Annotated in this window: 25 protein-coding genes, 1 other RNA gene and 1 pseudogene; 17 read left to right on the top strand and 10 right to left on the bottom strand. The window is 58.6% G+C overall.

Annotated features, from left to right (window positions below):
- Positions 1-59 precede the first annotated feature (59 nt).
- Genes GNX18_RS16395 through GNX18_RS16385 form a run of 3 tightly spaced genes read right to left on the bottom strand, consistent with a single transcriptional unit; the run spans position 60 to position 3,248 of the window.
- The gene (locus GNX18_RS16395) at positions 60-1,301 is read right to left on the bottom strand and encodes an FAD-dependent monooxygenase (RefSeq protein WP_138235719.1); all 1,242 of its coding nucleotides are present in this window, start codon (positions 1,299-1,301) and stop codon (positions 60-62) included.
- A 26-nt stretch (positions 1,302-1,327) separates the two neighbouring features.
- Entirely contained in the window at positions 1,328-2,662 is a 1,335-nt protein-coding gene (gene pepP / locus GNX18_RS16390) for a Xaa-Pro aminopeptidase (protein WP_138235720.1), read from the bottom strand.
- A gap of 13 nt (positions 2,663-2,675) precedes the next feature.
- A complete protein-coding gene (locus tag GNX18_RS16385) occupies positions 2,676-3,248 on the bottom strand; it encodes a UPF0149 family protein (protein ID WP_138235721.1) in 573 nt (190 codons plus the stop codon).
- 283 nt (positions 3,249-3,531) lie between these two features.
- On the opposite strand from GNX18_RS16385, the gene GNX18_RS16380 reads away from it, so the two are divergent.
- The 4 genes from GNX18_RS16380 (at position 3,532) to GNX18_RS16365 (ending at position 5,043) form a co-directional block, all read left to right on the top strand.
- Positions 3,532-3,738 carry a TIGR02449 family protein gene (locus GNX18_RS16380; RefSeq protein ID WP_138235722.1) on the top strand — a complete coding sequence of 69 codons (207 nt, stop codon included), beginning with the start codon at positions 3,532-3,534 and terminating at the stop codon, positions 3,736-3,738.
- A complete protein-coding gene (locus GNX18_RS16375) occupies positions 3,735-4,049 on the top strand; it encodes a cell division protein ZapA (RefSeq protein ID WP_138235723.1) in 315 nt (104 codons plus the stop codon). Before GNX18_RS16380 ends, GNX18_RS16375 begins: the two co-directional genes overlap by 4 nt.
- 155 nt (positions 4,050-4,204) lie before the next feature.
- Positions 4,205-4,384: non-coding RNA, 6S RNA (ssrS, locus tag GNX18_RS16370), on the top strand.
- Between the two features lie 68 nt (positions 4,385-4,452).
- Entirely contained in the window at positions 4,453-5,043 is a 591-nt protein-coding gene (locus GNX18_RS16365) for a 5-formyltetrahydrofolate cyclo-ligase (RefSeq protein WP_166219453.1), read from the top strand.
- Between the two features lie 97 nt (positions 5,044-5,140).
- Here the strand turns inward: GNX18_RS16365 and GNX18_RS16360 are convergent, their stop codons facing one another.
- Both GNX18_RS16360 and ilvA read right to left on the bottom strand, forming a co-directional pair.
- A complete protein-coding gene (locus GNX18_RS16360; protein WP_166214653.1) occupies positions 5,141-5,281 on the bottom strand; it encodes a hypothetical protein in 141 nt (46 codons plus the stop codon).
- Positions 5,282-5,644: 363 nt separating this feature from the next.
- Entirely contained in the window at positions 5,645-7,189 is a 1,545-nt protein-coding gene (gene ilvA / locus GNX18_RS16355) for a threonine ammonia-lyase, biosynthetic (RefSeq protein WP_166219451.1), read from the bottom strand.
- A gap of 162 nt (positions 7,190-7,351) precedes the next feature.
- Between ilvA and rpiA the strand changes: the two genes are divergently transcribed.
- From rpiA to GNX18_RS16340, 3 genes are all read left to right on the top strand, one after another.
- Positions 7,352-8,029, top strand: coding sequence for a ribose-5-phosphate isomerase RpiA (gene rpiA, locus GNX18_RS16350; protein ID WP_138235726.1), 678 nt, complete (start codon positions 7,352-7,354; stop codon positions 8,027-8,029).
- A gap of 18 nt (positions 8,030-8,047) precedes the next feature.
- Entirely contained in the window at positions 8,048-8,674 is a 627-nt protein-coding gene (locus GNX18_RS16345) for a hypothetical protein (RefSeq protein WP_166219449.1), read from the top strand.
- A gap of 226 nt (positions 8,675-8,900) precedes the next feature.
- Positions 8,901-9,245 (top strand): DUF4168 domain-containing protein, encoded by a 345-nt coding sequence (locus GNX18_RS16340; protein ID WP_138235728.1) that lies wholly within the window; start codon positions 8,901-8,903, stop codon positions 9,243-9,245.
- Between the two features lie 12 nt (positions 9,246-9,257).
- Here the strand turns inward: GNX18_RS16340 and GNX18_RS16335 are convergent, their stop codons facing one another.
- Complete coding sequence (locus GNX18_RS16335; protein WP_166219447.1) at positions 9,258-9,584, bottom strand: helix-turn-helix domain-containing protein; 327 nt, start codon at positions 9,582-9,584, stop codon at positions 9,258-9,260.
- A 162-nt stretch (positions 9,585-9,746) separates the two neighbouring features.
- On the opposite strand from GNX18_RS16335, the pseudogene GNX18_RS19720 reads away from it, so the two are divergent.
- Positions 9,747-10,350, top strand: a pseudogene (locus GNX18_RS19720) (AraC family transcriptional regulator); the annotation flags it as partial.
- On the top strand, positions 10,333-10,806 hold the full coding sequence (locus GNX18_RS19885; protein WP_371808112.1) for a helix-turn-helix domain-containing protein: 474 nt from the start codon (positions 10,333-10,335) through the stop codon (positions 10,804-10,806). The pseudogene GNX18_RS19720 and the gene GNX18_RS19885, both read left to right, overlap by 18 nt.
- Before the next feature lie 72 nt (positions 10,807-10,878).
- Here GNX18_RS19885 and GNX18_RS16325 read toward each other — a convergent pair whose 3' ends face one another.
- Positions 10,879-12,111: an OmpA family protein gene (locus tag GNX18_RS16325; protein WP_166219445.1), complete on the bottom strand. Its 1,233-nt coding sequence runs from the start codon at positions 12,109-12,111 to the stop codon at positions 10,879-10,881.
- A gap of 253 nt (positions 12,112-12,364) precedes the next feature.
- Between GNX18_RS16325 and GNX18_RS16320 the strand changes: the two genes are divergently transcribed.
- From GNX18_RS16320 to GNX18_RS16310, 3 genes are all read left to right on the top strand, one after another.
- Positions 12,365-13,513, top strand: coding sequence for an acyl-CoA dehydrogenase family protein (locus GNX18_RS16320; protein ID WP_138235732.1), 1,149 nt, complete (start codon positions 12,365-12,367; stop codon positions 13,511-13,513).
- Between the two features lie 16 nt (positions 13,514-13,529).
- The gene (locus tag GNX18_RS16315; protein WP_240914047.1) at positions 13,530-13,946 is read left to right on the top strand and encodes a cryptochrome/photolyase family protein; all 417 of its coding nucleotides are present in this window, start codon (positions 13,530-13,532) and stop codon (positions 13,944-13,946) included.
- Positions 13,947-14,118: 172 nt separating this feature from the next.
- Complete coding sequence (locus GNX18_RS16310; protein WP_138235734.1) at positions 14,119-14,361, top strand: VF530 family DNA-binding protein; 243 nt, start codon at positions 14,119-14,121, stop codon at positions 14,359-14,361.
- Positions 14,362-14,371: 10 nt separating this feature from the next.
- Here GNX18_RS16310 and GNX18_RS16305 read toward each other — a convergent pair whose 3' ends face one another.
- The 3 genes from GNX18_RS16305 to GNX18_RS19455 all read right to left on the bottom strand — a co-directional run bounded on the left by GNX18_RS16305 (position 14,372) and on the right by GNX18_RS19455 (position 18,015).
- Positions 14,372-15,073, bottom strand: a complete 702-nt coding sequence (locus GNX18_RS16305) for a glutathione S-transferase family protein (RefSeq protein ID WP_166219443.1) — start codon at positions 15,071-15,073, stop codon at positions 14,372-14,374.
- Between the two features lie 66 nt (positions 15,074-15,139).
- Entirely contained in the window at positions 15,140-17,464 is a 2,325-nt protein-coding gene (locus GNX18_RS16300) for a pitrilysin family protein (protein WP_205827978.1), read from the bottom strand.
- On the bottom strand, positions 17,461-18,015 hold the full coding sequence (locus GNX18_RS19455; protein WP_205827975.1) for a pitrilysin family protein: 555 nt from the start codon (positions 18,013-18,015) through the stop codon (positions 17,461-17,463). Before GNX18_RS19455 ends, GNX18_RS16300 begins: the two co-directional genes overlap by 4 nt.
- A 268-nt stretch (positions 18,016-18,283) precedes the next feature.
- Here GNX18_RS19455 and GNX18_RS16295 point away from each other — a divergent pair, with 268 nt between their 5' ends.
- The 5 genes from GNX18_RS16295 (at position 18,284) to GNX18_RS16275 (ending at position 26,178) form a co-directional block, all read left to right on the top strand.
- A complete protein-coding gene (locus GNX18_RS16295; protein ID WP_166219441.1) occupies positions 18,284-18,676 on the top strand; it encodes a hypothetical protein in 393 nt (130 codons plus the stop codon).
- The gene (locus tag GNX18_RS16290) at positions 18,676-19,662 is read left to right on the top strand and encodes a hypothetical protein (RefSeq protein ID WP_166219439.1); all 987 of its coding nucleotides are present in this window, start codon (positions 18,676-18,678) and stop codon (positions 19,660-19,662) included. The genes GNX18_RS16295 and GNX18_RS16290 overlap by 1 nt, the downstream gene beginning before the upstream one ends.
- A 254-nt stretch (positions 19,663-19,916) precedes the next feature.
- Positions 19,917-22,952, top strand: coding sequence for an ImpA family metalloprotease (locus GNX18_RS16285; RefSeq protein WP_166219437.1), 3,036 nt, complete (start codon positions 19,917-19,919; stop codon positions 22,950-22,952).
- Between the two features lie 273 nt (positions 22,953-23,225).
- Positions 23,226-23,726, top strand: coding sequence for a hypothetical protein (locus GNX18_RS16280; RefSeq protein WP_166219435.1), 501 nt, complete (start codon positions 23,226-23,228; stop codon positions 23,724-23,726).
- Between the two features lie 556 nt (positions 23,727-24,282).
- Complete coding sequence (locus GNX18_RS16275; protein WP_205827973.1) at positions 24,283-26,178, top strand: hypothetical protein; 1,896 nt, start codon at positions 24,283-24,285, stop codon at positions 26,176-26,178.
- The last annotated feature ends 35 nt before the right edge of the window (positions 26,179-26,213 follow it).

The raw sequence follows: 26,213 nt of genomic DNA, 5'->3' as shown, positions 1-26,213 counted from the left end.
GCGTGCCGGACTCGAATCATCCCCAATCCGCAACTGCGATCTGCACCGTTATAGTGTGCTTATGGCGCAAGCCCAGCCGCCTGACGGGCAAATGCCGTTCGCAGCGTCGGAACAAGCGCGAGACCAAGCAGTCCCGCCTGTCGCAGGCCAGCCGTCAGCAGGCTGCGGGAGGCGAACAGCGGCGGAATCCGGTCGCTGAAGCCGATGGTGAGCCGCTGGTCATGTTGACGTTCGCGCCAATAAGCCTCAAGTAAGTCTAGCTCGCCGGGGTCGGCTTGCCCGGATTCCGGGGCTTGCGGCGCCATCGTTCGCGCAATCGTGCGGGCCAGCGCCTCGCAATCCCTCAGGGTCAGGTTGAAGCCCTGTCCCGCCACCGGGTGCAGGAAGTGGGCGCAGTTGCCCACCAGCGCGAGTCCGCGGCGCACCTGCTCGCGCGCCAGCGACAGTTTAAGCGGGTAGCCCTGTATCCGCCCCGCGCGCAGGAATCGGCCCGCACGCCAGCCAAAGGCGCGCTGCAGGTGCTGGATGAATTCCGCTTCCGGCAGCGCCTCGAGACGCGCGCGGTCGGCCCGCTCGCAGGTCCACACCAGCGCCGCGCGGTGTATACCGTCGCGCCGCGGCAGGGGCAGCAGCGCCATGGGGCCGCTGTCGGTGAAGCGCTCGAAAGCCACACCGGCGTGGTCTTGCTGCAGGCCGACGGTGGTGACCAGGGCCTCCTGCTGATAGTCCACTTCGTCGCTGGCAATCCCCAACTGGCGGCACAGGGGGGAGCCGACACCGTCCGCCACCACCAGCAACCGGGTATGCAACTGCTCACCGCGGTTCGCCAGCGTGAGTGTGGCACCTGCGGCGGTCATGGTTGCCGAAGAGACATCCGCTGGCGCCAAAATTTCTGTCGACGTGTTTCCCAGTGCGCGATAGAGCAGCGGCCCGAGGGCGGCGTTTTCGATCACCGCGCCGAGCATTCCGCCGAAGCTCGCCCCCGTTTCCCGCCCCGCATCCAGGCTGGCACCGAGACTGTGGCCGCGGTCGGATACCTGGACTCGCGTGATCGGCGCCGCGAATTCGCGCAACTGCGGCCACAACCCCAGTTCGTCAAAAATTCGCAGGCTGCCGGCAGCGATGGCGGTAGCGCGGGTATCAAAACTCGGCAGGTTCAGTGCCGCACTGCTGTCTGGCAGCGGCTGTCGCTCCAGGAGGGTGACACGCAGTTGCGGGCAGTGGTGCGCAAACAGCAGCGCGAGACAGGCGCCCGCCATGCCGCCGCCGACAATCGCGACATCGGTATGTGTTATAGGCATTGAACTTGTCTGGGTTCGCGGATCGGTCACAGCAGCGCCTCCTGGATCAGGTCGCCTTCGCGCATCAGGTATTCAATATCCGCCACCGTTTTCGGCGCGCCCGCGGAGAGTACCTGCGCGCCGTCTTTCAGGAGTGCCACATCATCTTCGATGCGAATGCCGATACCGCGGAATTTCTCCGGCACCGCGCCGTCCTCCGTACCGATATAAATCCCCGGCTCCACCGTCATCACCATACCGACCTCCAACTGGCGCCACTGGCCGTGCACCTTGTAATCGCCCACATCGTGCACATCCATTCCCAGCCAGTGGCCCACGCGATGCATATAGAAACGGCGATAGGCGCCGGACTCGATCAGACCATCAACGTCGCCGTTCAGCAGCCCCAGGTCTTTCAGACCGCGTACGATCACCTCGACGCTGGCGAGATGGGGGCGGTCCCAGTCGCTGCCGGGCGCGATGCTATCGATGGCCGCCTGCTGGCCGGCGAGTACGACTTCATACACCGCCTTCTGCGGACCGCTGAAGCGCCCGTTGACCGGGAAGGTGCGAGTGATATCCGACGCGTAACCGCGGTATTCACAGCCGGCGTCGATCAATACCAGATCGCCATTTTTGAGTGGTGCGCTGTTGGCGATGTAGTGCATCACCAATGCATTGCGCCCGCCGCCGACAATACTCGGGTAGGCGGGCTCGCGGGCCCCCAGAGTCGCAAAAGTGTGCAGCAGCTCCGCCTCCAACTGGTATTCGTACATCCCCGGGCGACAGCGTTGCATAGCGCGGCGGTGGCCCGCGGCACTGATCTCGGCGGCGCGGGCCATCAGGCGGATTTCTGCGGCGCTCTTGAACAGGCGCAGATCGTGCAGCAGAGGATCAAGACTGACCATTTCCGGCGGCAGACAGCTCCCGGGAGCCTGCTCAATCGCTTTCAGATAACCTTGCAGGCGCCGGTCCAGCTGCGGGTAGCGCCCCATGGTGTAGTAAATGAAATCCCGCCCGTCCATCAGCCCCGGCAGGATATCGTCGAGATCGCCGATGGGAAATGCGTCGCACAGACCACAGGCCTCGGCGGCACGCTCAGGACCGAGGCGTGGACCGTCCCACATTTCCTTTTCCACATCGCGCTCGCGACAGAACAACAGCGTTTCACCGGCACCGCGCCCAGGCACCAGCACCAGCAGGGATTCCGGTTCACCGAAACCGGTGAGATAGAGAAAGTCGCTGTCCTGGCGGAAGGGGAAATAGGTGTCGCGCGAGCGCAGCTGCTCGCGCCCCGCGGGAACAATGGCAAGACTGTTCGGCGGCAGCCCTTCGACCAGGCGCTGCCGGCGGCGGGCGTATTCGGCCTTGCTGATACTCATCGGCGGCAGCCAGTCAGTGCAGGGTGGGGCCGGAGACGGAGCCGTCGCTCCCGTTCGCGGGAGATGGGCTGCACTCGATAAATATATTCAGTGCCGCCATGCGCACATACTCCTGGACTTCGAACAGCTCGCGCTCCTGCTCCGCACCGTTTTCCATGGAAGCCGCATCCAACTGGGCGATTTCCGCCAGATCCCGCAGCGCTTCGCTGCTGGTGGGCAGCAACTCGCCGGTATATTTGCCGATGCCAAAGCCGTGCAGGAACCCCTCGCACCAGAGACACAGGGTCTGTCCGCGCTCGGCCAGTTCCTCACTGCCACTCAGCAGTGGCTGGAAGGAAAAATTCCGGTCGCCGAGATCCCGCTCGCTTTGCTCCGCCAGCGCCAGGGCGTTGCGCGCAAGATCCGCGGGGATCGCATCCAGGTCGAGAAACTCCGCCAGTTCTCTGTGCCATCGGGACTTGTCCGGGCGCGCCCCGGCCGCAAGCAACCCGCAGATGAAACCGTGCAGTTCGCTCGGGCCAATGCCGCCCCCGGCCGCCAATATCTGATTGGCGAGATCGTCGAAGGATAATTGGGGTGCGGACATAAACGACTCCTGACGCAGTAGCGGGCAGACTCGAACGCCATACGCTTATGGCTGTTCAATGAACACACACATTAGTTACGCCATTTTTCCGCCCGAAATTTGAACGGTACCCGGGAAATGGCGCCGGCACTGCCGGACAATACGGAGGTGGAAAACGAATGTGCGAACTGATTTTTTGGCCGTACGGGAGAATTGACCCCCAAATACGCCGGCAATATAGTAGCGGAATCCCCCAGCTTGCGCAGGTCACAGGAGCAGGCGGCGCATCGAATACGCAGGAATTATGGACAAACTACAGGCGTTGGAACACCAGCTGGACTCCCTGATACAACAGTGCCAGCAGTTGGCGGCGGACAATCGCATGCTGCGCGAGCAGGAAAGCGAGTGGCAGCGCGAACGCCAACGGTTGATCAAAAACAATGAAGTGGCCCGCAGCCGGGTTGAGACCATGATCAGCCGGCTCAAAGGCCTGAGCCAAGAAACCTCATGAGCAGCAAAAAATACAATTCTTCCGCCGTAGCCGTAACGATCCTCGACAAAGAGTATCGCGTTGCCTGCTCGGAAGAAGAACAGGCCGGGCTGCAGGCATCCGCAAAGCTGCTCAACGAGCGCATGGCAAAAATTCGCCTCAGTGGTTCCGTGATCGGTGCCGAGCGCATTGCGGTAATGGCGGCACTGAATATCGCTCACGAATTAATCCAGGCCAAGGCCGAGCTGGCGCGTCAGCCGGTGGAGGAGCAAATGCTCGACCGCCTGCACGAAAAAGTTCAGGCCGCGCTGGCGAAAATCGACAAAGCCTGATCCACAACCGTTTTCCCCAATTTTTTACACGTCCTCCTCGCTGCGGGAAACCTTTAGCGTTTCCCGGCTGCAGGCAAACTTGACTATCGCGAAAAAGCACAATTTGGCGCGAAAGTGCGTTTAGCCAATACCGGCTCGAAGAGGTATACTTCCCACTCGCCCTGAAGTGTTGGCCAGTTGACTATGTCCTCGAGCCGATAATTCTACCCTGGAGGCTTCCAGCGGATGTTGGTGCGCAAGTCCGCCTTGTAGCGGAAAGCCTAATGCATTCCGGGAGCCCCCACCTTGAGCCTTACGGTTCAAGGCTACGTCTTCAGCCGCATTTCGGGGCTCCTGATTCTTCCTTCCCCGGTACTGGCTCCGCCAGGCAACCGGATATCCGCACCCAGATTGCCAGACACCTATGCCCGCGCCCTCCAAGCAACAGTTGCGCCAGCAGATCCGCGCCGCGCGCCGTGCGCTTGGCCTCTACCAGCAGCGCCTGGCCAGCCAGCGACTGTGCGCGCGCCTGGCGTTGAGCCCGGAGCTGAAGCGCGCGCAGCACATTGGCATTTACTGGCCGATGGACGGTGAAATCGATCCGCGCCCGCTGCTGCAGCGCTTCCCACACAAGCGTTTTTATCTTCCCGTGCTGCCGCGTGCCTCCCGCAACACCATGACCTTCCGGCACTGGCCGCCGGGTGCCCGCCTGCGCTTTCGCAACCGCTACGGTATTCCCGAGCCGATTGCCGGTCGCAGCGAGCAGCGCACGCCGGCGCAGCTGGATCTGGTACTGCTGCCGCTGGTGGCCTTCGACCCGAAAGGTGCACGCCTCGGCATGGGGGGCGGCTACTACGACCGCAGCTTCGCCTTCAAGCGAAGAAATCCCGGCGAGGGTCCGGTGCTCGTGGGTATCGCACACCAGCTGCAGTGCGTGGCGCAGCTGCCGTTGGAAAGCTGGGACATCCCGCTGGTGCTGGTGGCCACCGACGAGCGCCTGTACCGCTGCCGCTGACCGCAGCCACCGCCCCCCCCACATTTCCTACAGGCACAAAAAAGCCGAACCACAGAGTCTGGGGTTCGGCTTTTTTGTGGCGTGCGGCCGGAAGCGATCAGCGAGTGACCACGCCCTGCTGCAGGGCTGAAGGCGCTTCTTCCTGATCGGAAGAGAACACCTCGGTCAAACCGCTGCTGCTAAGCAACACGCCCGCAACAAAGACAACTACCGCGAGTGTCAATGCATCGGGTTTCATGGGGACCATCCTGTAAGGTATCGAATTCTTGTTTTTTGAATCGTTATCGAACTTCTAAACCGAGTTCTTTTTGCCCGGCGATCTACGCCGCCGGTGCGCTGTTAGACCAGAGACAGGAGGGAAGTTCCACCGCAGGCGGTAAAAAATACCCGCGGCAGCCCGCCGCTTTCATCTGATACTCAAGGGCTGAACAGTGCTCAAAAGATACTCGATCGGTGGCCAAATAGTAACCCGTCAAGCACTTTTTTTTGAGAGAAATGTCACGTTTTCAAAAATACAAGTTCGACAGATCCGGGAGTGTGAACTACTCACCGCAAAAACAGGTGAACCGCTCACCGTTGAATCTGCCGACAGCATCAGAATTCATTCACACTGGGACAGGAACAGGCGATAGGCCGGGTTATCGGTCTCTTCCCAGAAGGGATACTGCAGCTGGTCGAGCAGCGCTTTCAGTGCCGGACGCTCGGCCTCCGCCACCGCCAAGCCCACCAGTACCCGCCCATAGGCCGCGCCGTGGTTGCGGTAGTGGAACAGGGTGATGTTCCAGCGCCCCGCCAGCTGCTCAAGGAACTTGCGCAGCGCTCCCGGGCGCTCGGGAAACTCGAAACGGTACACCACCTCGTCGTTTATCCCCGGTGCGCGCCCGCCGACCAGATGGCGGATATGCAGCTTGGCCATCTCGTTGTCGGTGAGATCGGCGACCTGATAGCCCTTGTCCTGCAACTGCGCTACCAGCTGCGCGCGGTCCGTATCCGTCGCGACCTGCATACCGACGAAGATATGCGCTTCCCCGCTGTTGCCGGATCGCCCGGCGCCGCCAGCAAAACGATAGTTAAACTCGGTGATGGAGCGGTCGCCCAGGTCGCGGCAGAATTGCAGGTAACTGCCGGGTCGCTCCGGAATGGTCACGGCCAGCACCGCCTCGCGCTTCTCGCCAATCTCGGTGCGCTCACTGATGTAACGCAGGCGATCGAAGTTGGTATTGGCGCCGCTGCACACGGTGGCGAGGGTCAGATTCTGCTCCCCCTGCTGCTCCGCGTATTTCTTCAGCCCCGCGAGCCCCACCGCACCGGCGGGCTCGGCAATGGAGCGGGTGTCTTCAAAGATGTCTTTGATCGCCGCGCAGATCTCATCGGTGGTCACGGTGAGAACACCGTCGATGGTCTCGCGCAGCACGCGGTAGGTTTCCTCGCCAATCTGCGCCACCGCCACACCGTCGGCGAACAGCCCCACCTGGGGCAGTCGCCCATCGCGATTGCCCTCGTCCATCGCCAGCTTGAGACAGGCCGCGTCTTCCGGCTCTACCGCGAAAACCTTGATGTCCGGACGCACATACTTGATGTAGGCGGCCATGCCCGCGGCGAGGCCGCCGCCACCCACGGGAATGAATACCGCATCCAGGTTGCCCGGGTGCTGCCGCAGCAGCTCCATGGCCACCGTGCCCTGTCCCGCGATGACATCCGGATCGTCATAGGGGTGAATAAATACCAGCCCGCGTTCTTCCACCAGTTCCCGCGCGCGCGCCGCCGCCTCATCGAAGGTGTCGCCGTGCAGGACAACCTCCGCGCCGCGCATGCGCACCGCGTTTACCTTGATCGCCGGTGTGGTGGAAGGCATCACAATGGTGGCGCGCACACCCAGCTGCTGGGCACCCAGTGCCAGGCCTTGCGCGTGGTTGCCGGCGGAGGCGCAGATCACCCCCCTGGCGCGCTGCTCCGGCGCAAGCTTGAGCAGCTTGTTGTAGGCACCGCGAATCTTGAAGGAAAACACCGGCTGCAGGTCTTCGCGCTTCAGCAGAATGCGGTTGCCAAAGCGGTAGGACAGCTGGCGCATGGGCTCCAGCGGGGTTTCTATGGCGACATCGTAAATACGCGCGTCTAGAATGCGCTTTATATAGGACTTGGGCATGGCAGAAATCGGCAGCCGATGAATGTTAACGAGCCCGCCAGTCTAATCGCTATACAGCAGCAAAGCCACTTTTAAGCCATTTTTGCGCGAAAAAATATTCGCAAGCGGGTATTTTAATGGCAAATATTGCGCTAACCCCGTGAACAAGGACCCAGGAAGCCCATGAATCAGGATCAACTCAAGCAGGCCGTCGCGCGCGCCGCGGTGGAATACATCACCCCCATGCTGGACGCGGACACCATTGTCGGTGTTGGCACCGGGTCCACCGCCAACTACTTCATCGACTTCCTGGCGGAGAAGAAGGGCCTGTTTGATGGCGCCGTGGCCAGCTCCGAGGCCTCCGCCGAGCGGCTCAAGTCCCACGGCATCCCGGTCTACGACCTCAATGCCGTCGACAGCGTGCGCGTTTACGTGGACGGCGCCGATGAAACCAACCCGCTGCTGCAACTGATCAAGGGCGGCGGCGCGGCACTCACGCGGGAAAAAATCGTCGCGGCCTGCTCTGATGAGTTTGTCTGCATTGCCGATGAAAGCAAGTGGGTGGAAGTACTGGGCAACTTCCCGCTGCCGGTGGAGGTAGTTCCCATGGCGCGCTCTTACGTGGCCCGCGAAATCGTCAAGCTGGGCGGTGACCCGGTGTACCGCGAAGGAGTGACCACCGACAATGGCAATGTCATCCTCGACGTGCACAATATGCAGATCGCCAAACCGCTGGCGCTGGAAGAGGCCATCAACAACATCACCGGCGTCGTCACCAACGGCCTGTTTGCCGCGCGCCCGGCGGATATCCTGCTGCTCGGCACCGCCGACGGCGTGAAGACCATCAAATCAAAAATTTAATGACCTGCCTGTGAGCTGATGATTGATAAATATAAAAAATTAACCTTGGCGCTTCTCGCCCTGCCAGTGCTTCTGGCGGCGGGCTGCGCCACCACACCGCCCAGTAATACCGACGACCTGTGCGAAATTTTTCGCGAAAAGGACGACTGGTATCACGATGCCGCCAAATCCTCGCGCAAGTGGAATACCCCCATCGCCACCATGATGGCCACGCTGCACCAGGAATCCCGCTTTGTGCACGATGCCAAGCCACCGCGCACCAAGATCCTGTGGATCATCCCCGGCCCGCGCCCGTCCGATGCCTACGGCTACTCCCAGGCACTCGGCACCACCTGGAGAGGCTACCAGCGCGCCACCGGCAGCTACGGCGCTGACCGCGACGATTTCGCCGATGCCATCGATTTTGTTGGCTGGTACCACAACACCAGCCAACGCCAGTGCAACATCAAGCCCAACGACACCTACCACTTGTATCTCGCCTATCACGAGGGTCAGGGCGGTTTTAACCGCCGCACCTACCGCAACAAAAAATGGCTACAGAACGTGGCCCACAAGGTATCGTCGCGGGCGCAGACCTATCAGCAGCAATTGAACAGTTGCGAGGCCTCGCTGAAAAAGCGGAAAAAATTCCTCGGTATTTTCTAAACCCCTACCCCCGCCTGCCAACGGTCTGACGCAGGGACGCGCAGACTGGCGGCAAAAAACGCAACCGCGCCGGAATACCAACTACCCTTTGCAAGACAGCGCTTTGCTACAACGCATAGTTATTGCCAGATAGTTATTTCTAGATCGTTACCAAGGCCTGTAGCCCTCACGCGACGCTGGGCGTGCACGATGCACAGAAGCGCAATCTCCATAAACCGAGGTGCTCATGAAGCCAACCGCCATTTACTCCGCCGCACTCGCCCTGGCTCTCGCTGTTTCCAGTGCCTTTGCGGAAACTGCCGTGTCCGACGCGCAGCTGCAGAAATTTGCCGACGCCTACCGCTCCATCGTGGTCCTGAGCCAGGAGTATGCCCCCAAGATCAAGACCGCCGCCGATGCGGCCGCCGCCGAGGCCATCAATGTGGAAGCCCAAGCGAAAATGCTGTCCGCGGTGCAGGGCGCGGGACTGAGCAAGGAGCAGTACCAGGAGATTGCCACCAAACTGCGCAGCGACCCGGAGCTGTTGCAGAGGGTAAACGAGATACTGCAGAAAACCGCCGCCGCCCAGTAACGCCCAAAACCGCTATGGCGCCGGCAATCGCTCCGGCGCCAGCTCCAGCACCCGGGTGATTGCGTCCAGGTGGGCGCGCACCCAGTCGCCGTCAATTGATCCCCAGTCTTTCAGCACGTAATAACCATCGTTATTGCGCACCCCCTCCTGCACAAACTCCACCAGGGTTCCGTGCCCCGGTAACCCCTTGGCAATCACGTCCTGAATGGTGCGGCGGGGCCAGCCCGTCACTTCTTCCAGCGCGGGATTATTGGGGCGCGGCAGCCGCTCGATCAGATAGGCGATTAGCAGGCGGCGGCAGATGGTGGGATTGAGTTCGCGGTAAGCATTCGCGGCCATGACAGCTCCACTGTTCCGGTATGAATCAGGTATTCTGCGGTCATTTGTAGCACACCATATACCCACATCCGCAAGCCGCAGACGCCCATTCGCCGCACCGCACTGTTTCGGGGCGGGACTTTTTATGCACTCTTTTGCATAATCCAGTCACATACATTACAGATGCCGCCATCGGGAAGTGTGACCGTGGAGACAGATTCCATAACAACAGATTACGAAGCCGCCCCCGGCTTTGAGGCGCGCGGCATTCTCGCCGCCGCGGTTTTCGCGCATCTGGCCGGCGCCCGCGCCGCCGGCGTTGACTGCGACCAGTTGCTGCTGGACGCCGGTATTACCCCCGCCAGTGTGCGCGAGGCAGACGCCCGCATCGGCCGCGAACAGCTGGCGCGGCTACTGCGGCTGCTGTGGGACCAGCTCAACGACGAATCCGGCGGCTACCTGGCGCGCCCCTGGTTGCCCGGCACCTTCGCCATGATGGGCCACGCCACCCTCGACTGTCCCACCCTGCGCCGCGCGCTTCGTCGCCATGGTGAGCGACGATCTGCATATCAAATTGGTGGAAGACGGTGAGGAAGCCAAACTGATCTTCCATCACGGCAACCACAAGCAGCTGCCAAACCAGAATTTCGTCGAGTCCCTCGCGGTGATCTGGCTGCGGTTTTTCAGCTGGCTGATCGACCGCACCATACTGCTCGAACGGGTGCACCTCGCATTTCCGCCGCCGGATTACGACGAGGAGTACAACGATATGTTTCCCTGTCGTCACTACTTCCAGCAACGGGAAACATGCCTGGTGTTCAACACCCGCTATCTTGGCATGCCGCTGGTGCGCGACGCGCAGCAGCTGAGTGATTTTCTCGCCCGCGCACCCGAGTGCCTGCTCGCCCAGTACAAATCCGACAACAGCTTTACCGGCCGCATCCGCCGCATGCTGCAGAGCCACAACAGTATCGAAAACCTCTCCCTGGACGACGTGGCCGAGCGCCTGTTCACCTCGCCGCAGACTCTGCGCCGGCGCCTGAAAGACGAAGGCAACAGCTGGCAGGACATCAAGGATTCGGTGCGCCGCGACATGGCCATGTACCAGCTGAAACAACAGGAAACTGCCGTGGCGGAAATCGCCGAGCGCCTGGGCTTTTCCGAGCCCAGCGCATTCAACCGCGCCTTCAAGAAGTGGACCGGCCTCGCCCCCGGCGCCTACCGGGAAAAACACCGCAGCTGATTTTTCAGTTTATTTCTGCGCACAAAAAACCCGCGGCGAACCGCGGGTTTTTCCACGAACGTCGAGCTGCGGTCACTGCTGCTCGTAGGTTGTCACCTTCACCGCAATGCGGCGGTTTTTCTGTTTGCCTTCCTCGGTGCTGTTGTCCGCAACCGGGTTAGCGGACCCCACCCCCACTGCCGTGACACGACTTGCATCAATACCGGCATCGGTCAGCATTTTCATCACCGCCTGGGCCCGGGATTCAGACAGTTTCTGATTCGCACCGGCGTCACCGTCGGAATCGGTGTGGCCTTCGATGGCGATGGCGAGACCCGGGTTTTCCTGCATGATCGCAATCAGCGTCTGCACATCCGGCAGTGACGCGGCATTGGGCATGCTGCCGTCGGTGGGAAACTCGATGTTCAGCGGGAATTCGCGGTTCGGATCGCGGCTGGCATTGGCCAGATAGTCGCGGAACTGCTGACCGAAGTCACCGGTCGCGGCGGGCGCTTCGGTGGTATCGGGAACCGGTGTGGTTGTAGTGTCCGGGGTCGGCGGCGTTTCCTCCACGATCACTTCGTCCTGCTCGGTGATCACGGCACCGGTGCCATCATCCATCCGCTCTTTCTTCGCGCACATGTTCAGTGCCCACAGCACGCCCAGCGCAATCAGCAGCGGCCACAGCCATTTGCCCCAGCCGCTGTTTTTTGCCGGCGGCGGTTCGGACCTCACTTTCCCGGTCGGACGCGGCGTGGTTTCCACCACGGTGCGCTCGGCGAGCTCATCCAGATTGGACGCGCCGAGCTGGCTCAGCAGGCCCGGAGGAATCTTGTCTTTGATATGTGCCTTTTGGCCGAGCAGCAGCGCCGCCAGCCCCTCCATGTTCAACCCTTTGCTTTTCACCAGTTTGCCCACCAGCGACATGATCACCGGTGCGGCAATCCGCAACAGGCTGGTGGCCTTGCTGCCGCTCAAGCCCAGGGAGTTGGTCAGCGTACTGATAACACCCTCGCGCTTGTCGCCGAATATGGATTCAACCAGGTTGCCCCCCACTTCCTGCAGGCTGGTCATTTTGTCCGGGCTGGTAAAAATATCGGCGGGGTTCGACAGGTCCATACTGTTGCTTTTGGTGGCCATATTCAGCAGTGTGCCCAGCCCGCTCTCACTGCCGGCTTTGTTCAGCATGCCCGCCAGCACTGTCGCAGCGCCGGTCGAGAACGCCGATTCACTCTTCCCCTCCGGCAGTCCCAGGGCGTTACCGAGAGCGCCGAGACCAGATGAACCCAAATGGCGAACCGCCATTTCCAGAAGATTGTCAGCCATTTGTGTACCTCACGTTGTTTGTGGCCGTTGTGCGCGACCATTGCTCCCAGCGGAACCACTCTCAACAGTGTACGGCAGCAAAATCCACCGGTTAGGTTGATTCTGAATAAGCTTCCCGGAGATCTAGCAGGATTCCGAATGGCGCTTCAATCTGCATCAAGACGTGGCGATAGAAGCCACTTGGGCTAAGTTATCAGAACCGCATTTCACCAGACCGGAAGCCCCACAAAAGCCACCATAAGCGGAAGTCAGCATGATCCCAAGAACCGTATTCACCCCCGAGCATGAACAGTTCCGCGACAGCGTGCGTAAATTCCTCGAAACCGAAGCGGCGCCGTTTCACCACCAGTGGGAAAAAGATGGCCAGGTTGACCGCGAACTGTGGCGCAAAGCCGGTGCCATGGGCTTTCTGTGCCCGCAGGTGCCGGAAGCCTACGGCGGCCTTGAGCTGGACTTTGGTTACAACGCCATCGTGGATGAGGAAATCTCACGCCAGGGGCTCACCGGCATCGGCTGGGGACTGCACTCGGACATCGCGGTGCCCTACATCGTCAATTACGGTACCGAGGAGCAGAAACAGAAATACCTGCCCGGCTGCATCAGCGGCGACATCGTTACCGCCATCGCCATGACCGAACCCGGTGCCGGCTCGGACCTGCAGGGCGTGCGCACCACCGCGGTGAAAGATGGCGATCACTATGTGCTAAACGGATCAAAAACCTTCATCACCAACGGCCAGCATGCGGACCTGGTGGTGGTGGTGGCCAAAACCAATGCCGCGGCCGGCGCCGCCGGCACCAGCCTGTTTCTGGTAGAGGCCGCCTGGCCCGGCTTCAAGAAAGGCACCAACCTGGAAAAAGTGGGCATGAAAGCCCAGGACACCTCCGAGCTGTTCTTTGACGACGTAAAGATCCCCGCGGAAAACCTGCTCGGCGGCGAGGGCCAGGGTTTCATCTACCTGATGCAGGAACTGCCCCAGGAGCGCCTCAGCGTCGCGCTCAACGCCATCGCCAATTGCGAAGCCGCCATCGGCTGGACCATTGACTATGTGCGCGAGCGCAAGGCCTTTGGCAAACCCATTGCCGCATTCCAGAACACCCAGTTCAAACTCGCCGAACTGGACAGCGAACTCAGCGCGCTGCGCGTATTCGTCGATCGCTGTCTGGAACTGCACTACGAGGAAAAACTAGACGTATCCACCGCCGCCAAGGCCAAACTGCTGGCCACTGACTTCCAGTGCAAGCTACTGGACGAGTGCATGCAACTGCACGGCGGCTTCGGTTATATGTGGGAATATCCCATCGCCCGCGCCTGGGCGGACGCGCGGGTGCAGCGTATTTACGCTGGCACCAACGAAATTATGAAACTGATCATTTCCCGCGAGTTGCTCAAGGAAAAATGATCCAGTCAGCACCGGTATGCGTACAGCCCGGTTGTCTGTATTACCGAGCTGGCGCGCCAACGTGAAAACCCTGCGACTCATTCTGGGCGACCAGCTCAATCACCAGCATTCCTGGTACCGCAGCGACGATAAAGACACCCTGTACTTCATCGCTGAAATGCGCCAGGAAACAGACTATGTAAAACACCATATCCAGAAGGTGGTCGCCTTTTTTGAGGCCATGGAGGCCTTCGCCGAATGGTTGCGCGTCCGCGGTAAACAAGTCGTCCACTACCGGCTCGACCATCCGGAAAACGCCCAGAAACTCGGCACCAATATTGCCAACCTGATCCAGCAGCATGGTATCCGTAAATTCGAGTACCAGCTGCCCGACGAATACCGCCTCGACCAGCAGCTCAAACAGCTAGCCGATGACCTGAGAATCGAAACATAGACGTATGACAGTGAGCACTTCCTCACCCGCCGCGACGAGCTGGCCGCGCTGCAACAGCGCGCCCGCGCCATCATCCGCAACCCCGATGCCTACTGAAAATGTGGATACCGGCGGGGCACCGACGCATAATCCGCTCGGGAAAATTTCAACACTCTGCCCGGGAAATACCGACATGCAAGACGCTCAACCGAACAATCCGCTGCACGGAGTCAAGCTCGCCGACATTGTCGAAGCGCTGGAAGAGCACTACGGTTGGGAAGGGCTGGCGGAGCGGATAGATATCAACTGCTTCAAGAACGACCCGTCGGTGAAATCCACGCTGAAGTTCCTGCGCAGAACGCCCTGGGCGCGCAGCAAGGTGGAAGCGCTGTATATCGCCACCTTCTGCGAGGACAATCCCTGGATCAAACCCTGAGATTTCCGCTTCAGTCTCCGCTGCCCTCCGGCAGCATCTTGCGCAGCGACTTTTCTATCTGCCCGCCACAGTAGTTTCGCCCCCAGTGCGCCCGGCGCTTTTCCAGCATGGCCTTGATGGAGTCGCGCGCCTCGACCTTGTCCACCAGGTGGGCGATGTGCGGAGCATTGTCCTGCAGATCTTGTCGCAATGCGGGGAATGCATACAGCAAAGTACCAAACAGTGCCGCAGTAGCGATGTCCGCCACGGAAATAGTCGGGCCCAGCAGATAACCGTCGCCGATCTTCAACCCGTGTTCGCGGCCGGTATGCTCGAATATCTGCATCCATTCCGCCAGGCGGCCGTGGCGGAATTCCTCCCAGCTGTTTTTATCCCACATTTTCACGCCGTGGTAATTGGTGATTTCCAGCAGGATGTCGTTGCAGTCCAGGATGGTCTTCAGTGCCAGGGTGTGGAGTTCGGCGCGGGTTGGCAGATAGTCATAGTCTCGCGCCAGATGCATCAGGATGGCTGGCATCTGCGCGAAATATTTTTTGCACTTGTAGTCGTAGAGATAGGGCGGCGCCATGCCCGGATTGTGAAGTTTGAGACTGCGCTCCGGGTAAATGCCGCTGGCGTCGTGATTGCTGTAGCCCGCACCCACATCCGCCAACAGCATTTCGATAAACACGCCGCGAAACGGCAGGTCCCAGTAATAGAGCCTGTAGTCCATGGTACCTCCCGGGATTTCTTCCGTGAAACGGCCCGGCGCAGCAAAGCTGCCGGGCCTTTGCGGGATTCAGTCCACAGCAGACAATGCCGCGTCCTCCACCCGCTTTTCGTCTTCCAGTAACGTTAGCCTACCGAGCCCCAGTTGTTCCAGGCGGCGGAACTGGCTCGCGCGGTCGCCCACCACAACCCAGATCATGGAATCGGGCTGCATATACCGGTCGGCAATGTCCTGCACGTCTTTTACCGTCATCGCTCTGGCGATGGCTTCGCGCTCGCGCACATAGTCCGCGGGCCAGCGGTATTTACTCATGCTTTCCAGCAGGCCGAGTTTGGCGCCGGCGGTCTCGAAGGCGCGGGCGTTGCTGCGGGTCAGATAGGAGCGCGAGGTCGCCAGATCCTGTTCGGTGTAGGTGGGCGCGTAGTCTTGGAGAATGTCGCGGATCAGCTGTACCGATTCCGCGGTGACATTCGCGCGCACACCGGTACCAATGGCGAACCGACCCTCGGTCTTGTCGCCAGACACGCTGGAACCGATCCCGTAGGTGTAGCCCTTGCCCTCGCGCAGCTGTTGCGTGAGGCGCGAGGCAAAGCCGCCACCGCCGAGAATGTAATTGCTGAACACCGCCGGGTAATAATCCTGCGACAGCGCGCTCATGGCCGGGCGACCGATGCGCAGCACGGACTGTTTGGCCCCCGGCACATCAACAAAATAAATACCCGGTTCCGCCGAAACGGATTTGGGGTCGGGGATGGTGACCGGCTTTGCCGGCCAGCGCTTCACCAGAACCGCCAGTGCGCTGTGGAAATCGACCTGTTTGATGTCGCCCACCACATGCACACGCGCCACGGACGGCGACAGGTAATTTTTGTAGTAGGCCTTGAGATCATCCATGGTGATGGCGGCCACCGATTGCTCGGTGCCGAGGCCGCTGTGACCGCGGATGCTGTCCTTGCCGTGCAGCAACCGCGCAAAGGTTTTGCTGGCGATGGCGTTGGGCTCGGCGGCGGCGCGCTTGATCTGACTGGTGACGTTCTTCTTCGCCAGCTCCAGTTCCTTCGCATCCCAGCGCGGCTCCAGCAGCATTTCCTGCAACAGCGCGAACACCTCGTTGAAGTTGCGCGCCAGGGTGGTCACGTCGAAGCGGAAGCTGTCCTGCCCGGTGGACACGTTGATGCTGGCACCGAGTTTCTGGATTTCGGTTTCCAGTTCTTCCGGAGTGCGTTTGGCGGTGCCGCGCTCCATCAACATGGCGGTGAGGTTGGCCACGCCGGTCTTGTCGAGCTGCTCGTGCAGCTGGCCGCCGTCGACCACGATGCTGAAATTGACCGTGGGCACTTCGCTGCTTTCGATACCGTATACCGCGAGGCCGTTGTCGAATTTATCCCGCCATACCGTCGGTACCGCGGTCTCGGCTGGATCGCCGTAGGCCGGCTCTTTGGAGCGGTCGAAGCGGGACTCGGTCTTCTCGTACTGCGCCTGTGCGGATGCATCAAACTGCTCCTCGGCGCCGTTGACGATCTTTTCTTCCATCACTTCCGCCACGGTGGAGTCTGCCAGCGCCAGCTCCTTCTGCCCCTTGGGCACAAAGCTCGCCGCCACATAGGGCTTGCCCTTGATGTATTTTTCGTAAACCCGCTGCACATCCTCGGCAGTCACGGCCAGCAAGCGCTGGATATCTTCGGTGACATAACCGGGGTTATCCGCGTAAACCTCATACTGAGCCAGCTGGAAACCCTTGCCCAGTACACTGGACAGGCTGTTGTAGAAGGCCACCTCCTGGCCCGCTTTTATCCGCTGCAGGTCTTCCTCGGCGATGCCCTCTTTCTCGAACAGCGCGAACGCCTTCCCGATCCCCGCGTACACCTCGTCCAGATCGCGGCCCTCAAACGCCTGCACTTCCAGCTGGGTCTGCCCCGCCAGTTCCGATTCGTAGCCGCCCATGTTCACGTCGGCAGTCAGCTGTTGGTCTTCCACCAGCACCCGGTACAGGGGCGCGCGTTTGCCGTTGGACAGGTATTCCGTCAGCACCGACAGCGCATAGCTGTCGGGGTGGTAGCGTTCCACCGTCGGCCACGCCAGGGTCAGGGCAGGCTCGCGGGCGAAGTTGTCCTCGTGATAGCGGCGTTTGGACTCTTTCAATTCCGCCGGCTGCTTCGCCGCGCGCTCGATGGCCTGCCCGGTGGGAATTTCGCCGAAGTATTTTTCCACCAGCGTGCGGGCGTGCTCGGTATCGAAATCCCCCGCCACCACCAGCACCACATTGTTCGGCACATACCAGCGGCGGAAGAATTCCTTCACGTCGTCGAGGGTCGCGTTCTGCAGATCCTCCAGCGAACCGATCACCTGCCAGTGGTAGGGGTGGTCCGCCGGGTACAGATTGCGGTCGATCACGTACTGGGTGTGGCCGTAGGGCGGTTGTCGTAACTCTGGCGCTTCTCGTTCTTCACCACCTGCTTTTCTTTCGCCAGTACCGGCTCGGTCACCGTGTTGATGAACCAGCCCAGCTTGTCGGCCTCCGCCCACAGCATCTTTTCCAGCGCGTCTTTCGGCACCGTCTGGTAGTAATTAGTGACGTCCCGAGAGGTGGAACCATTAGCCCCGGAACCGCCGATACGTGCACTCATCGCATCCAGCCCGCCCTTGCCCAGGTTCTCGGATTCCAGAAACAGCAGGTGTTCGAACAGGTGCGCAAACCCCGTGCGCCCGGCCTTCTCCCGCGCCGAGCCCACATGCGCGGTCAGCGACACCGCCACCACCGGATCGGAGCGGTCCACATGGAACAGCACGTTGAGCCCGTTCTCGAGCTGGAACTGTTGATAGTCGATGGCGAATTCAGCCTGGGATGCGGATTTGGAGGCGGGCTCATTCGCCGGCCTGTCACAGCCGACCAGACCAATGGCCGCAGCAATGAACGCTGCCGGGGCCAGAAGATTCCTGAACATGGTGCTTTCCTGTGCGTTTTGATGCGCTGGAAGATAGCAGGACTGGTGGCGCCGGGCGACAGTGACCGGGAGACAGAGCGCGCTCGAAGCCCGATGCCCGCGTCGCCCAAGGCAGTAGTCCGTTCGCCCTAAAAAACGAAATTGCCGCCAAATTTCCCCACAGCCCCGGAATTGCTCTTTTCGCGACAGGTGCGGCACAGTACCCTCCTGCGTGACGCAGTTCTCACTATGCAGCACGACCACACAACAATAATCAGGGGATATTCCTATGTCATGGAACAAAACGAACATGGCCGCCGGTGCGGCCTGGGGCATTCTGGCGCATCACGATCTGGCACAGATCAACCAGGAGCTGACACCTTTTGCCAGCGCCGGCACTTACTCACTGGCCATGCTGCGCTACTACAACCCGCACGCCTCGGACCTGCATCAGGATATAAAAGCGGTCAATCTGGCCGACAAGTTCACCGCCTACCTGTTTCACTTCTACCGCCCGGGATTCGAAAACCTGCCTGCGGGCGAAGATCGTGTATCGCGCCTCAAAGCCCTGGAGACCAAACTGGCGGAACTGTTCAAGGCCCCGGAAGGCAAAACCCTGAATGACCTGGCGGAACTGCTGGACGAGCACCTGGTGTTTGCCGATGAACTGGAGACCGCGTAATGAACAGACGCATTCAGTCGGGCCTGTGCGCCATTGGCATGTTGTGCGCGGCCGCCGTGACGGCGGAAAGTACGGACAAAAACACATTCAAGTTCGTCTCGCTGACTTCCAGTGAAAACCAGCGCACCGGTATCGGCGTGGATTTCAATGTGCAGGATCTCGAGCTCGGGGCCGTGAAATTTTCCGCGCGCGGCACCTACTCGTTCGATGACAAGATTCGCGCAAAAGACCTGATGAGCTTCGGCATGAACGTCTCACTGGTGACCACGGGCGACTGCTACGATGTCCCGCTGGATGACGGCGGCCCGATTGCGGTTGAACCGGGAACGGTGCCGGGAACGGTGCCGGGAACGGTGCCGGGAACGGTGCCGGGCACCGTGACAGATACCCCGCCGCGCAACAAATGCCCCTTCGGTAGTTGGCGCTTGATGTCTGAACTCACCTACGAGACAGACCAGGATTTCTCCAACAAAAATACCGTCGCAGGCCTGACCGCCGCGTGGGAGATGCCATCCGCGCACGAGAGCTATGTATTCCGGCAATTTTACTCCCTGCTGGATTTTGTCCCGAGTGTCATCCGCGCCACCACCGGCCGCCCGGGCAGTGACGACCTGCTGCTTGAGGAACCGATCGTATCCTTCACCGCGGGGCAAGTGGACCCGCAGAAAGACACGGTGCGCGAGCAACTGCTGGGCAAACTGGACAGTTACTACCGCGGCGCCGCGGAAATATCCCTCACCACGCCACTGGCACAATTCGATGGCAAGGACGTGATCCTCGCGTATGACTACCGCTACTTCCGGGAAATTGATGCCGAGGCAGCCATCGAAGACGCAAACCTGCACCGCAGCCGCCTGTCGCAGTTCTCCCTGCGTATGCCCAGCGACAACAAACGCGGTTACGCCTTCGTGGGATATTCCTCCGGGCGGCTGCCTTTTGGGGTAGACGACGAGATACTGCAGCTGGGCTGGAGCTACCAGCTCTAGTCCCGGGCTAGATTCACCCACTAAAAAACGGGCGCTGCGGCGCCCGTTTTTGTTTGCCCCTGCCAGCCAATTCCACGGTCAGCATCTTCAAAAGATGACCGATATCCCAAACGCACCAAAAACTCCTCCCCAAGCGTCAGAGCGCAAGCGCGTTGTGAAGAATTGCGCACAATGCGCCACTTCAATCGCCCGTAGAATCGGCGCTCCCTCTTGAAAAAATGAACCTGGATGTGAAGTTTCAATCAAGGAACACAATGCTCACTCACCACATAAAAAAATCATTCCTGATATTCGCGCTCCTCGCACTCGTCGGCTGCGGTGGCGGCGGTGGCGGCTCATCTGACAACGCCTCGCCGGGCGACAGCGTGGAAACACCCGGCGACGACGGCGGAGATAATGGCGGTGGAGGCGGCGGTGACGACTCCAACCCATCCCCGCTTTCCGTGGATCTGCCGGAACAGATCACCCAGTACAACGACCAGGCGCTCCGCCTGAGCGGCAGTGCAACCGGCGACGGCCCCCTCAGCTACCAGTGGCAGCAGGTATCCGGCCCAAGCGTGACCTTTGCCACACCCAATACGGCGGCGACCGATGTGACTTACGCCCCCTCCATGCAGACGGAGACTTTCGAATTCCGCCTTACCGCAAGCAATGCCAGTGATAGCGACAGCGACACCATCACCGTCACCCTCAAAGACCGCATCGCCGAAGCCGTACACACCGGCGACCCCACACTACTGCCGACAGACGCGAGCAAGTTGGAACAGCGTATCCTCGAACGGGTTGCCGAACGCCAGCAAAGCATTGCCGCACTGCACGAAGAAATCTTTGGGGCAGACGCGGTGGTATTCGATCCCGGCAGGAATTCTCGTTACTTCTCCCTCGACAGCCTCGGCGACGTGCTGCAAGTGGTGGTGGGCAACAAGGGCAATAGCTTTGTCACCGCCACCGATAAAGACCAGTACCGCACCGTCGCCCTCGGCGACAATGTGATTGTCGAGCTCGATGGCGGCGGCCACGCGGCATTTGCGCAGCCGATGGTAAGCCTGCTCGACTGGCTGCTGGCCCCGAAAGGCGTGGCTCTTTCCAACCAGGGCACCGTGAACATTGCACTGATGCAGATGAGTTCCAGCAACATGAACGCCAGCGAGCACTGGCTGCAGGCGCAGAACCCCAACGTCGCCATTACCCGCTGTACCGTCGAGGCCGAGCTGGCCGGCTGCCTCAATGGTGCCCATTTGATCATCACCGGCGCGGCCGATACCGCCATGGCGGAGGCATCCGTTTCCGCGGCGCTGGCGCATGCGGTGGCGAACCAGCAGTCACTGTTGTATGTGCACACCAACAGCTGGAATTCCACCGCGCTCACCAATCCCATCCTCCATTTCTTCGAGGTGCAGACGGAAAGCCCCGGCGGTGCAGGCAACTACTTCTCTGAAGACGCGGCCAAGTGGACCTCCGCCACCGAAATGCGCGCAAGCCACTCCACCCTCACCGGGGTGGCCAGACTGGTAGGGCGCTTCAAGGACAACAGCTTTAGCTTCCAGATCAGCCAATGCGCCGACGAGGACAACAACTGCGGCAACCTGCCGGCCTACGACAGCGAATTCCGCACCATTGCCAATACGCTGCGCGGTATCCCTCAGCGCTTCGATCAGCGGGCTGTGGATATCTTTGCGGTAACCGGTAAATACCACCTCGAAAAACTGCTGATCCTGCTTGCCGACAAGTACCGCGAAACCGTGGACTTCCCCATGTGGAAAGACCAGACCCCCACGGTCGACTTCCTGAAAAGCTATTTCGCCGACGGCATGGTGTACACCACCCGCGCGCACAACCCAGGGCAGCCGGACCTCGGCAGCTTCAGCCGTTCCGACTTCAGCCATATTACGCCCGCGAACAAAACCGTCGCCGTTACCAGCCGCCGCCCGTTCCGCGCCGCCGGCGTCTACGCCCTGCCAGGCCAGACCATCACCGTCACCCGCACCGACAACAACAGCGGGGTTGCCGCCAGCGTGTTCATCAACACCCAGCGCGACAGTTCCACCCGCCATATGTACCCCTCAACCAGTGGCAACACATGGGGTTACGTGCGGCCCAAGTTCCTGCAGTCCCAGCGCATACCGATAAAGGCCGGGGAAACGCTGGTGCTCACCTCCCCCTACGGCGGCCCGGTGCAGATCGGCTTCGCCGACAAGGGCACCGCCATGACGTTCGCCTTCGAGAACGTGGGCCTGCACCCCTTCTGGAAAACCGGCGGTGACGACGCGGCGTTCGCCGCGGCACTGGCCTCAGACCAGTACGACTGGGCGGAGATCGCCACCGACTATTTCGAGATCCACTCCCTCAACAGCCGCATGGCCAACACCCTGGCCCAGGACAGCCGCTGGGACACCCCGAGCGAGCTGGAACGCTATCTCACCAAGTACCACCACAACTACTTCCGCGTACTCACCGGCGTGCAGGGTGAAGACATCGACGCCGTGCCGGAGATACACGACTTCGCCACCGGCAACGGCTTCACTCTCGCAACCTGGGACCAGGTGCACCACGGCAATATGGACCAGTCCGCCTGCGGTGCCGGCTGCTCCGGCAACCCCTACGACGCCACCTGGGATTTCTCCATCCTCGGCCACGGCGACCTGCACGAAGTCGGGCACACCGTGGAGAGCGGCCGCTTCAAGTTCAACGGCTTTGAAGGCCACGCCACCACCAACTTCTACTCCTACTACGCCAAATCCCGCGCGCAGGACGAAGACGGTGTGGCCGCCAACTGCCAGAGCCTGCCGTTTGACACCATCAGTGCCGACATCCAGGCCAGCCGGAGTGAGCCCGACCCCGCCGCCTATATGGCCGCCCGCGGCTACAGCAGCTGGAACTACGGCGTAGCGCTGATCATTGAAATGATGATGCACGCCGAAGAGGAGGGCGCACTGACGGACGGCTGGAACCTGATCCCGAGGCTGCACATCCTCGAGCGCACGTTCAACGCCGCGAAGGGCAACGACACCGACTGGGCCGCCGGCAAGGACGCACTGGGCTTCGGCAGCTACACCCGCACCCAGGCCAACGCTATCGACAACAACGACTGGTTGCTGATCACCGCTAGCCGCGCCACCGGCCTGGACTATCGCCCCTACTTCGACCTGATCGGCCAGGGCTACAGCGCGGAAGCCGATGCGCAGGTGGCGAGTTTTGGTTACGAGGCGGTCGACCGCGCCTTCTATATGCCCGCAAGCAACAGCGGCTATTGCGATACGCTGGCAGGGCACGCCAAGCAAGCTTACTGAGAGTAACCGACTGATCCACAACCCCGGAGGGCGGCAAAGAGCAATGCCGCCCTCCTTTCTCTGTGCCGCTTCCACAGGCGCCCTCAGTGAGAGCGCCGGATCGGCGTAGTCCACATATCCGCGCACGCACTATCGTCCGCCAACGGCTTGCGTGATATAACACACGTCAAACGGCCTGCAGACGCCATTCCGACCGGCCAACCGGTCCAGCGTTCTGCCGGAAGCACGCTTCCGCCGCCAGATAATAAACAACACTAAAAGAGCAGATCCCACATGAAAAAGACTCTTTCCCTGCTACTTGGGGCCACCGTTCTACAGGGCTGCGCCACACTGCTGCCCCCCAACAACCCCGACGAATTTGCCGAAAAACTGAGCGACTCCGCCTTCGGCCGGGTATACAGCACCACCCCCGCCATCCCCTACCGGGATTCCGTGCGCAACCTGCAGATCAATATGGACACCTGTGTGGAAGGCATCCGCCAGGACGCCACCATCAATACCCTCGACAACCTTATCGGCGGCGCCTCCGGCATCTGGCACTACGCCATCACCGCCGTCACCGACACCCTCACCCAGTTCACCATCCGCAGAGAAGCCCTGGGCCTCACCGGCCCACAACACAAAGGCGGCAATATCGTCGCAGTGATCAATGTGGAGCAGCAGCAGGATACCGGCGTGTCGATTACCGGCTATTCGCCGTGGGGCTCAGACTGGTTTATGCAGCCGGTGATGGCTTGGGGTGAGGGGGAGAATGCGGCTTGTCCGATTGGTTGAGGTAACCTTATAAAACCTGCCCGGGAAGGTCCCGGGCTTGTTCTAGCGTCATATCCCGTGCAGTGGATTCCCATTTGCGCATTAATTCCCGACAAGTAAAGCAATGGCCAGCACCTTCTGTCAGGCCAAACATCCTCACCCCGCATATAAAATTCGCGAACGCCTCTACGACAATGTTCAGATATGTAATGCACTTGCGCCTCACGAGGTAAGTGAGTGCAAACTTCGGAAATTACACGCGCTTACACATATCTTGCCAGCCGACAGCCCGCGCGCTATAAAACGAGAAAGGCAGAAACTGTGACGAACGTCCCATTTCTTATCTAGGTAGGTCACCAACAAAAAGGATAAATCATGACCACTATCTTGCCATACCATCAATTTGATATATCCGAGCACGTATATTATCGATCCCACGTAGGCGCAGCGATCTGTAGTCCGCTTTTAGCTCTGATTAGGACAACAAATCTTAGCGTTGGCTAGCTTTGGTGAAAATAAAGAGTACTTGAAATTGACAGCCAAAGATTTTGCTAAGTAAGACTACAAGTAATCATCGGTGCGTGGCGGTAAGTACAAAAATACTGGGAAAATAATCAACGCAATAACAATAGAATCAGATACCAAAAAATCTAGAAATTCGGCCCATTTAACCCCCTTCGAATCCACAAAGAAAAGGCTTCTAAAAATGATAAAAAATTTGAGCTTAAAGAAAAATGGACAATTCTATAGTTTGAAAAAACCCTTGAGCCGCCAATCGGTTACCGACTCCTTTAGAGACATTTCCAAGAATCGCATTGGAAACTACTTAATAAATGATATAAAGGAAGATTTTCAAACAACTTCAGGAAGACAAGCAACATATTCTTTGTGCTCATATAAAATTGAAACTGAACCATCTTTTTTAGAGGGAACTACCACTAAAGAATATAAGTATGCTTATTTACTGTTAATTGAGCTTGATGATGCATTGATAATCCTAAAAAAATATGTGAATTCTCCAGAGGATTACTTTTCTAGATTCATTGATGAATATGATTACGAAAAATTTTGTCATTTACATGGAAATAAAAATCCAGAATACGAGCGGGTAACAATGAGAAATATGAACATATCTAATTCTGTTATTAAGGCTCGGTCATTAGAAGCAAAAAATTTAAATGGGATACTACCCACTAATTCCTCAAGCAGATCAATCCCTACTAGCTTCAGAATGAGAGTTGGACAAAACTCATACACCCTAACTCCGAGTACCTCAAGGGTTATCCATCGCGATAAAAAAAACGGACTTGATGAATTAATTAATTGGGCGTTTGAAGTAAAAGAAGAAATAAAGGCAACAACAGATTCATGTGAGTTTATAAGTAACTTCTCCTCCCCTATTTGCTTGAAGGAAATTATTGATAGAGGCCATAAAGTTGTAGCTATTTTGCTAGATTTGACTGAAATAGAGAACAAAGTTATTTCCGGCGTTGCCGAGCTACAAAGAGAAAACGGAAAAAAGTTTAACACGAAAGAGCTCAATAGATTCTTCAACCATCTAAAGGCGCCTCTACAGGTCGACGGAGACGTTTTGAAAAGTAAGGGGGTAATCTTAGCCGGAAAGGTGAGTTATTCAAAAAGTGTGATAACTATTAAAAATAAGATACTAGATCAGATTACTATTGTGGAAAATGGAGTTCCAAATATTAGCATTGGATCTTTTATTAATAGAAGCAAACCTTTTTCTGCAGTCTTTGACTCTCCCAAATATTCATATTTCTCCCGGTCATGCTTTGAAGACAAGCAGCTGCTGAACAATATCCCATCTATTCTGAATGTGTTTGATGACAGCTATGATTTTTCTAGTGTTTCTAGTGAAAAGGAAAAACCACACGCTACTCATTTGACAAGATTTCCAGAAAAATCTTTATTTAGAGCTATAGAAGACAAGTATTGTAGCCAACACGATATTATCATATGTGATGATATGAATGATGAGTGGGCCGATCATATTGCCATTGATAAGTCTAGTGCTACTCCCTCTATCTCCTTTATACATTCTAAATTCATTAAAAAAGATACTTATGGAGCTAGCGCTTTTCATGAAGTGGTTGCGCAAGCTTTGAAAAATATTGGACGAACCCAAGCGGAAAAAAGTTCATACAAAGTGAAGTACGATAATGAGTGGTGTAAAAACTATGAAGACACAGGAATTAAGAGAGTTATTGGCGCTAATGATTGGTCGGAATTAGGACAAGCTATTGATTCTGTTAATCAGAACCCTAACTCAATAAAGAAAGTAGTTTTAGCAACACCATTCCTGAGGAAAATACAGTTGCATAGTGAGCTAACCAAGCTCGCTAGCGGTCAGAAATGTAAACCCCACTATATACAACTAATATGGTTAATCAACACTTTTATTAGTTCATGTAAAGATTTTGGGGTCCAAGCTCATATACTTTGCAAACCATAGTTCTAAACAAGTGGCTATGGCGCAAACGGACAAAG

Source organism: Microbulbifer sp. SH-1 (assembly GCF_011326135.1).
GTDB classification, from domain to species: Bacteria; Pseudomonadota; Gammaproteobacteria; order Pseudomonadales; family Cellvibrionaceae; genus Microbulbifer; species Microbulbifer harenosus.
This window is presented reverse-complemented; position numbering and strand designations above follow the sequence as displayed.

Excerpts from the sequence above, each read along its gene's own strand:
- GNX18_RS16395 (WP_138235719.1), bottom strand. The coding sequence starts at position 1,301 with ATGCCTATAACACATACCGATGTCGCGATTGTCGGCGGCGGCATGGCG.
- pepP (WP_138235720.1), bottom strand. The coding sequence starts at position 2,662 with ATGAGTATCAGCAAGGCCGAATACGCCCGCCGCCGGCAGCGCCTGGTC.
- GNX18_RS16385 (WP_138235721.1), bottom strand. The coding sequence starts at position 3,248 with ATGTCCGCACCCCAATTATCCTTCGACGATCTCGCCAATCAGATATTG.
- GNX18_RS16380 (WP_138235722.1), top strand. The coding sequence starts at position 3,532 with ATGGACAAACTACAGGCGTTGGAACACCAGCTGGACTCCCTGATACAA.
- GNX18_RS16375 (WP_138235723.1), top strand. The coding sequence starts at position 3,735 with ATGAGCAGCAAAAAATACAATTCTTCCGCCGTAGCCGTAACGATCCTC.
- GNX18_RS16365 (WP_166219453.1), top strand. The coding sequence starts at position 4,453 with ATGCCCGCGCCCTCCAAGCAACAGTTGCGCCAGCAGATCCGCGCCGCG.
- GNX18_RS16360 (WP_166214653.1), bottom strand. The coding sequence starts at position 5,281 with ATGAAACCCGATGCATTGACACTCGCGGTAGTTGTCTTTGTTGCGGGC.
- ilvA (WP_166219451.1), bottom strand. The coding sequence starts at position 7,189 with ATGCCCAAGTCCTATATAAAGCGCATTCTAGACGCGCGTATTTACGAT.
- rpiA (WP_138235726.1), top strand. The coding sequence starts at position 7,352 with ATGAATCAGGATCAACTCAAGCAGGCCGTCGCGCGCGCCGCGGTGGAA.
- GNX18_RS16345 (WP_166219449.1), top strand. The coding sequence starts at position 8,048 with ATGATTGATAAATATAAAAAATTAACCTTGGCGCTTCTCGCCCTGCCA.
- GNX18_RS16340 (WP_138235728.1), top strand. The coding sequence starts at position 8,901 with ATGAAGCCAACCGCCATTTACTCCGCCGCACTCGCCCTGGCTCTCGCT.
- GNX18_RS16335 (WP_166219447.1), bottom strand. The coding sequence starts at position 9,584 with ATGGCCGCGAATGCTTACCGCGAACTCAATCCCACCATCTGCCGCCGC.
- GNX18_RS19885 (WP_371808112.1), top strand. The coding sequence starts at position 10,333 with ATGTTTCCCTGTCGTCACTACTTCCAGCAACGGGAAACATGCCTGGTG.
- GNX18_RS16325 (WP_166219445.1), bottom strand. The coding sequence starts at position 12,111 with ATGGCTGACAATCTTCTGGAAATGGCGGTTCGCCATTTGGGTTCATCT.
- GNX18_RS16320 (WP_138235732.1), top strand. The coding sequence starts at position 12,365 with ATGATCCCAAGAACCGTATTCACCCCCGAGCATGAACAGTTCCGCGAC.
- GNX18_RS16315 (WP_240914047.1), top strand. The coding sequence starts at position 13,530 with ATGCGTACAGCCCGGTTGTCTGTATTACCGAGCTGGCGCGCCAACGTG.
- GNX18_RS16310 (WP_138235734.1), top strand. The coding sequence starts at position 14,119 with ATGCAAGACGCTCAACCGAACAATCCGCTGCACGGAGTCAAGCTCGCC.
- GNX18_RS16305 (WP_166219443.1), bottom strand. The coding sequence starts at position 15,073 with ATGGACTACAGGCTCTATTACTGGGACCTGCCGTTTCGCGGCGTGTTT.
- GNX18_RS19455 (WP_205827975.1), bottom strand. The coding sequence starts at position 18,015 with ATGTTCAGGAATCTTCTGGCCCCGGCAGCGTTCATTGCTGCGGCCATT.
- GNX18_RS16295 (WP_166219441.1), top strand. The coding sequence starts at position 18,284 with ATGTCATGGAACAAAACGAACATGGCCGCCGGTGCGGCCTGGGGCATT.
- GNX18_RS16290 (WP_166219439.1), top strand. The coding sequence starts at position 18,676 with ATGAACAGACGCATTCAGTCGGGCCTGTGCGCCATTGGCATGTTGTGC.
- GNX18_RS16285 (WP_166219437.1), top strand. The coding sequence starts at position 19,917 with ATGCTCACTCACCACATAAAAAAATCATTCCTGATATTCGCGCTCCTC.
- GNX18_RS16280 (WP_166219435.1), top strand. The coding sequence starts at position 23,226 with ATGAAAAAGACTCTTTCCCTGCTACTTGGGGCCACCGTTCTACAGGGC.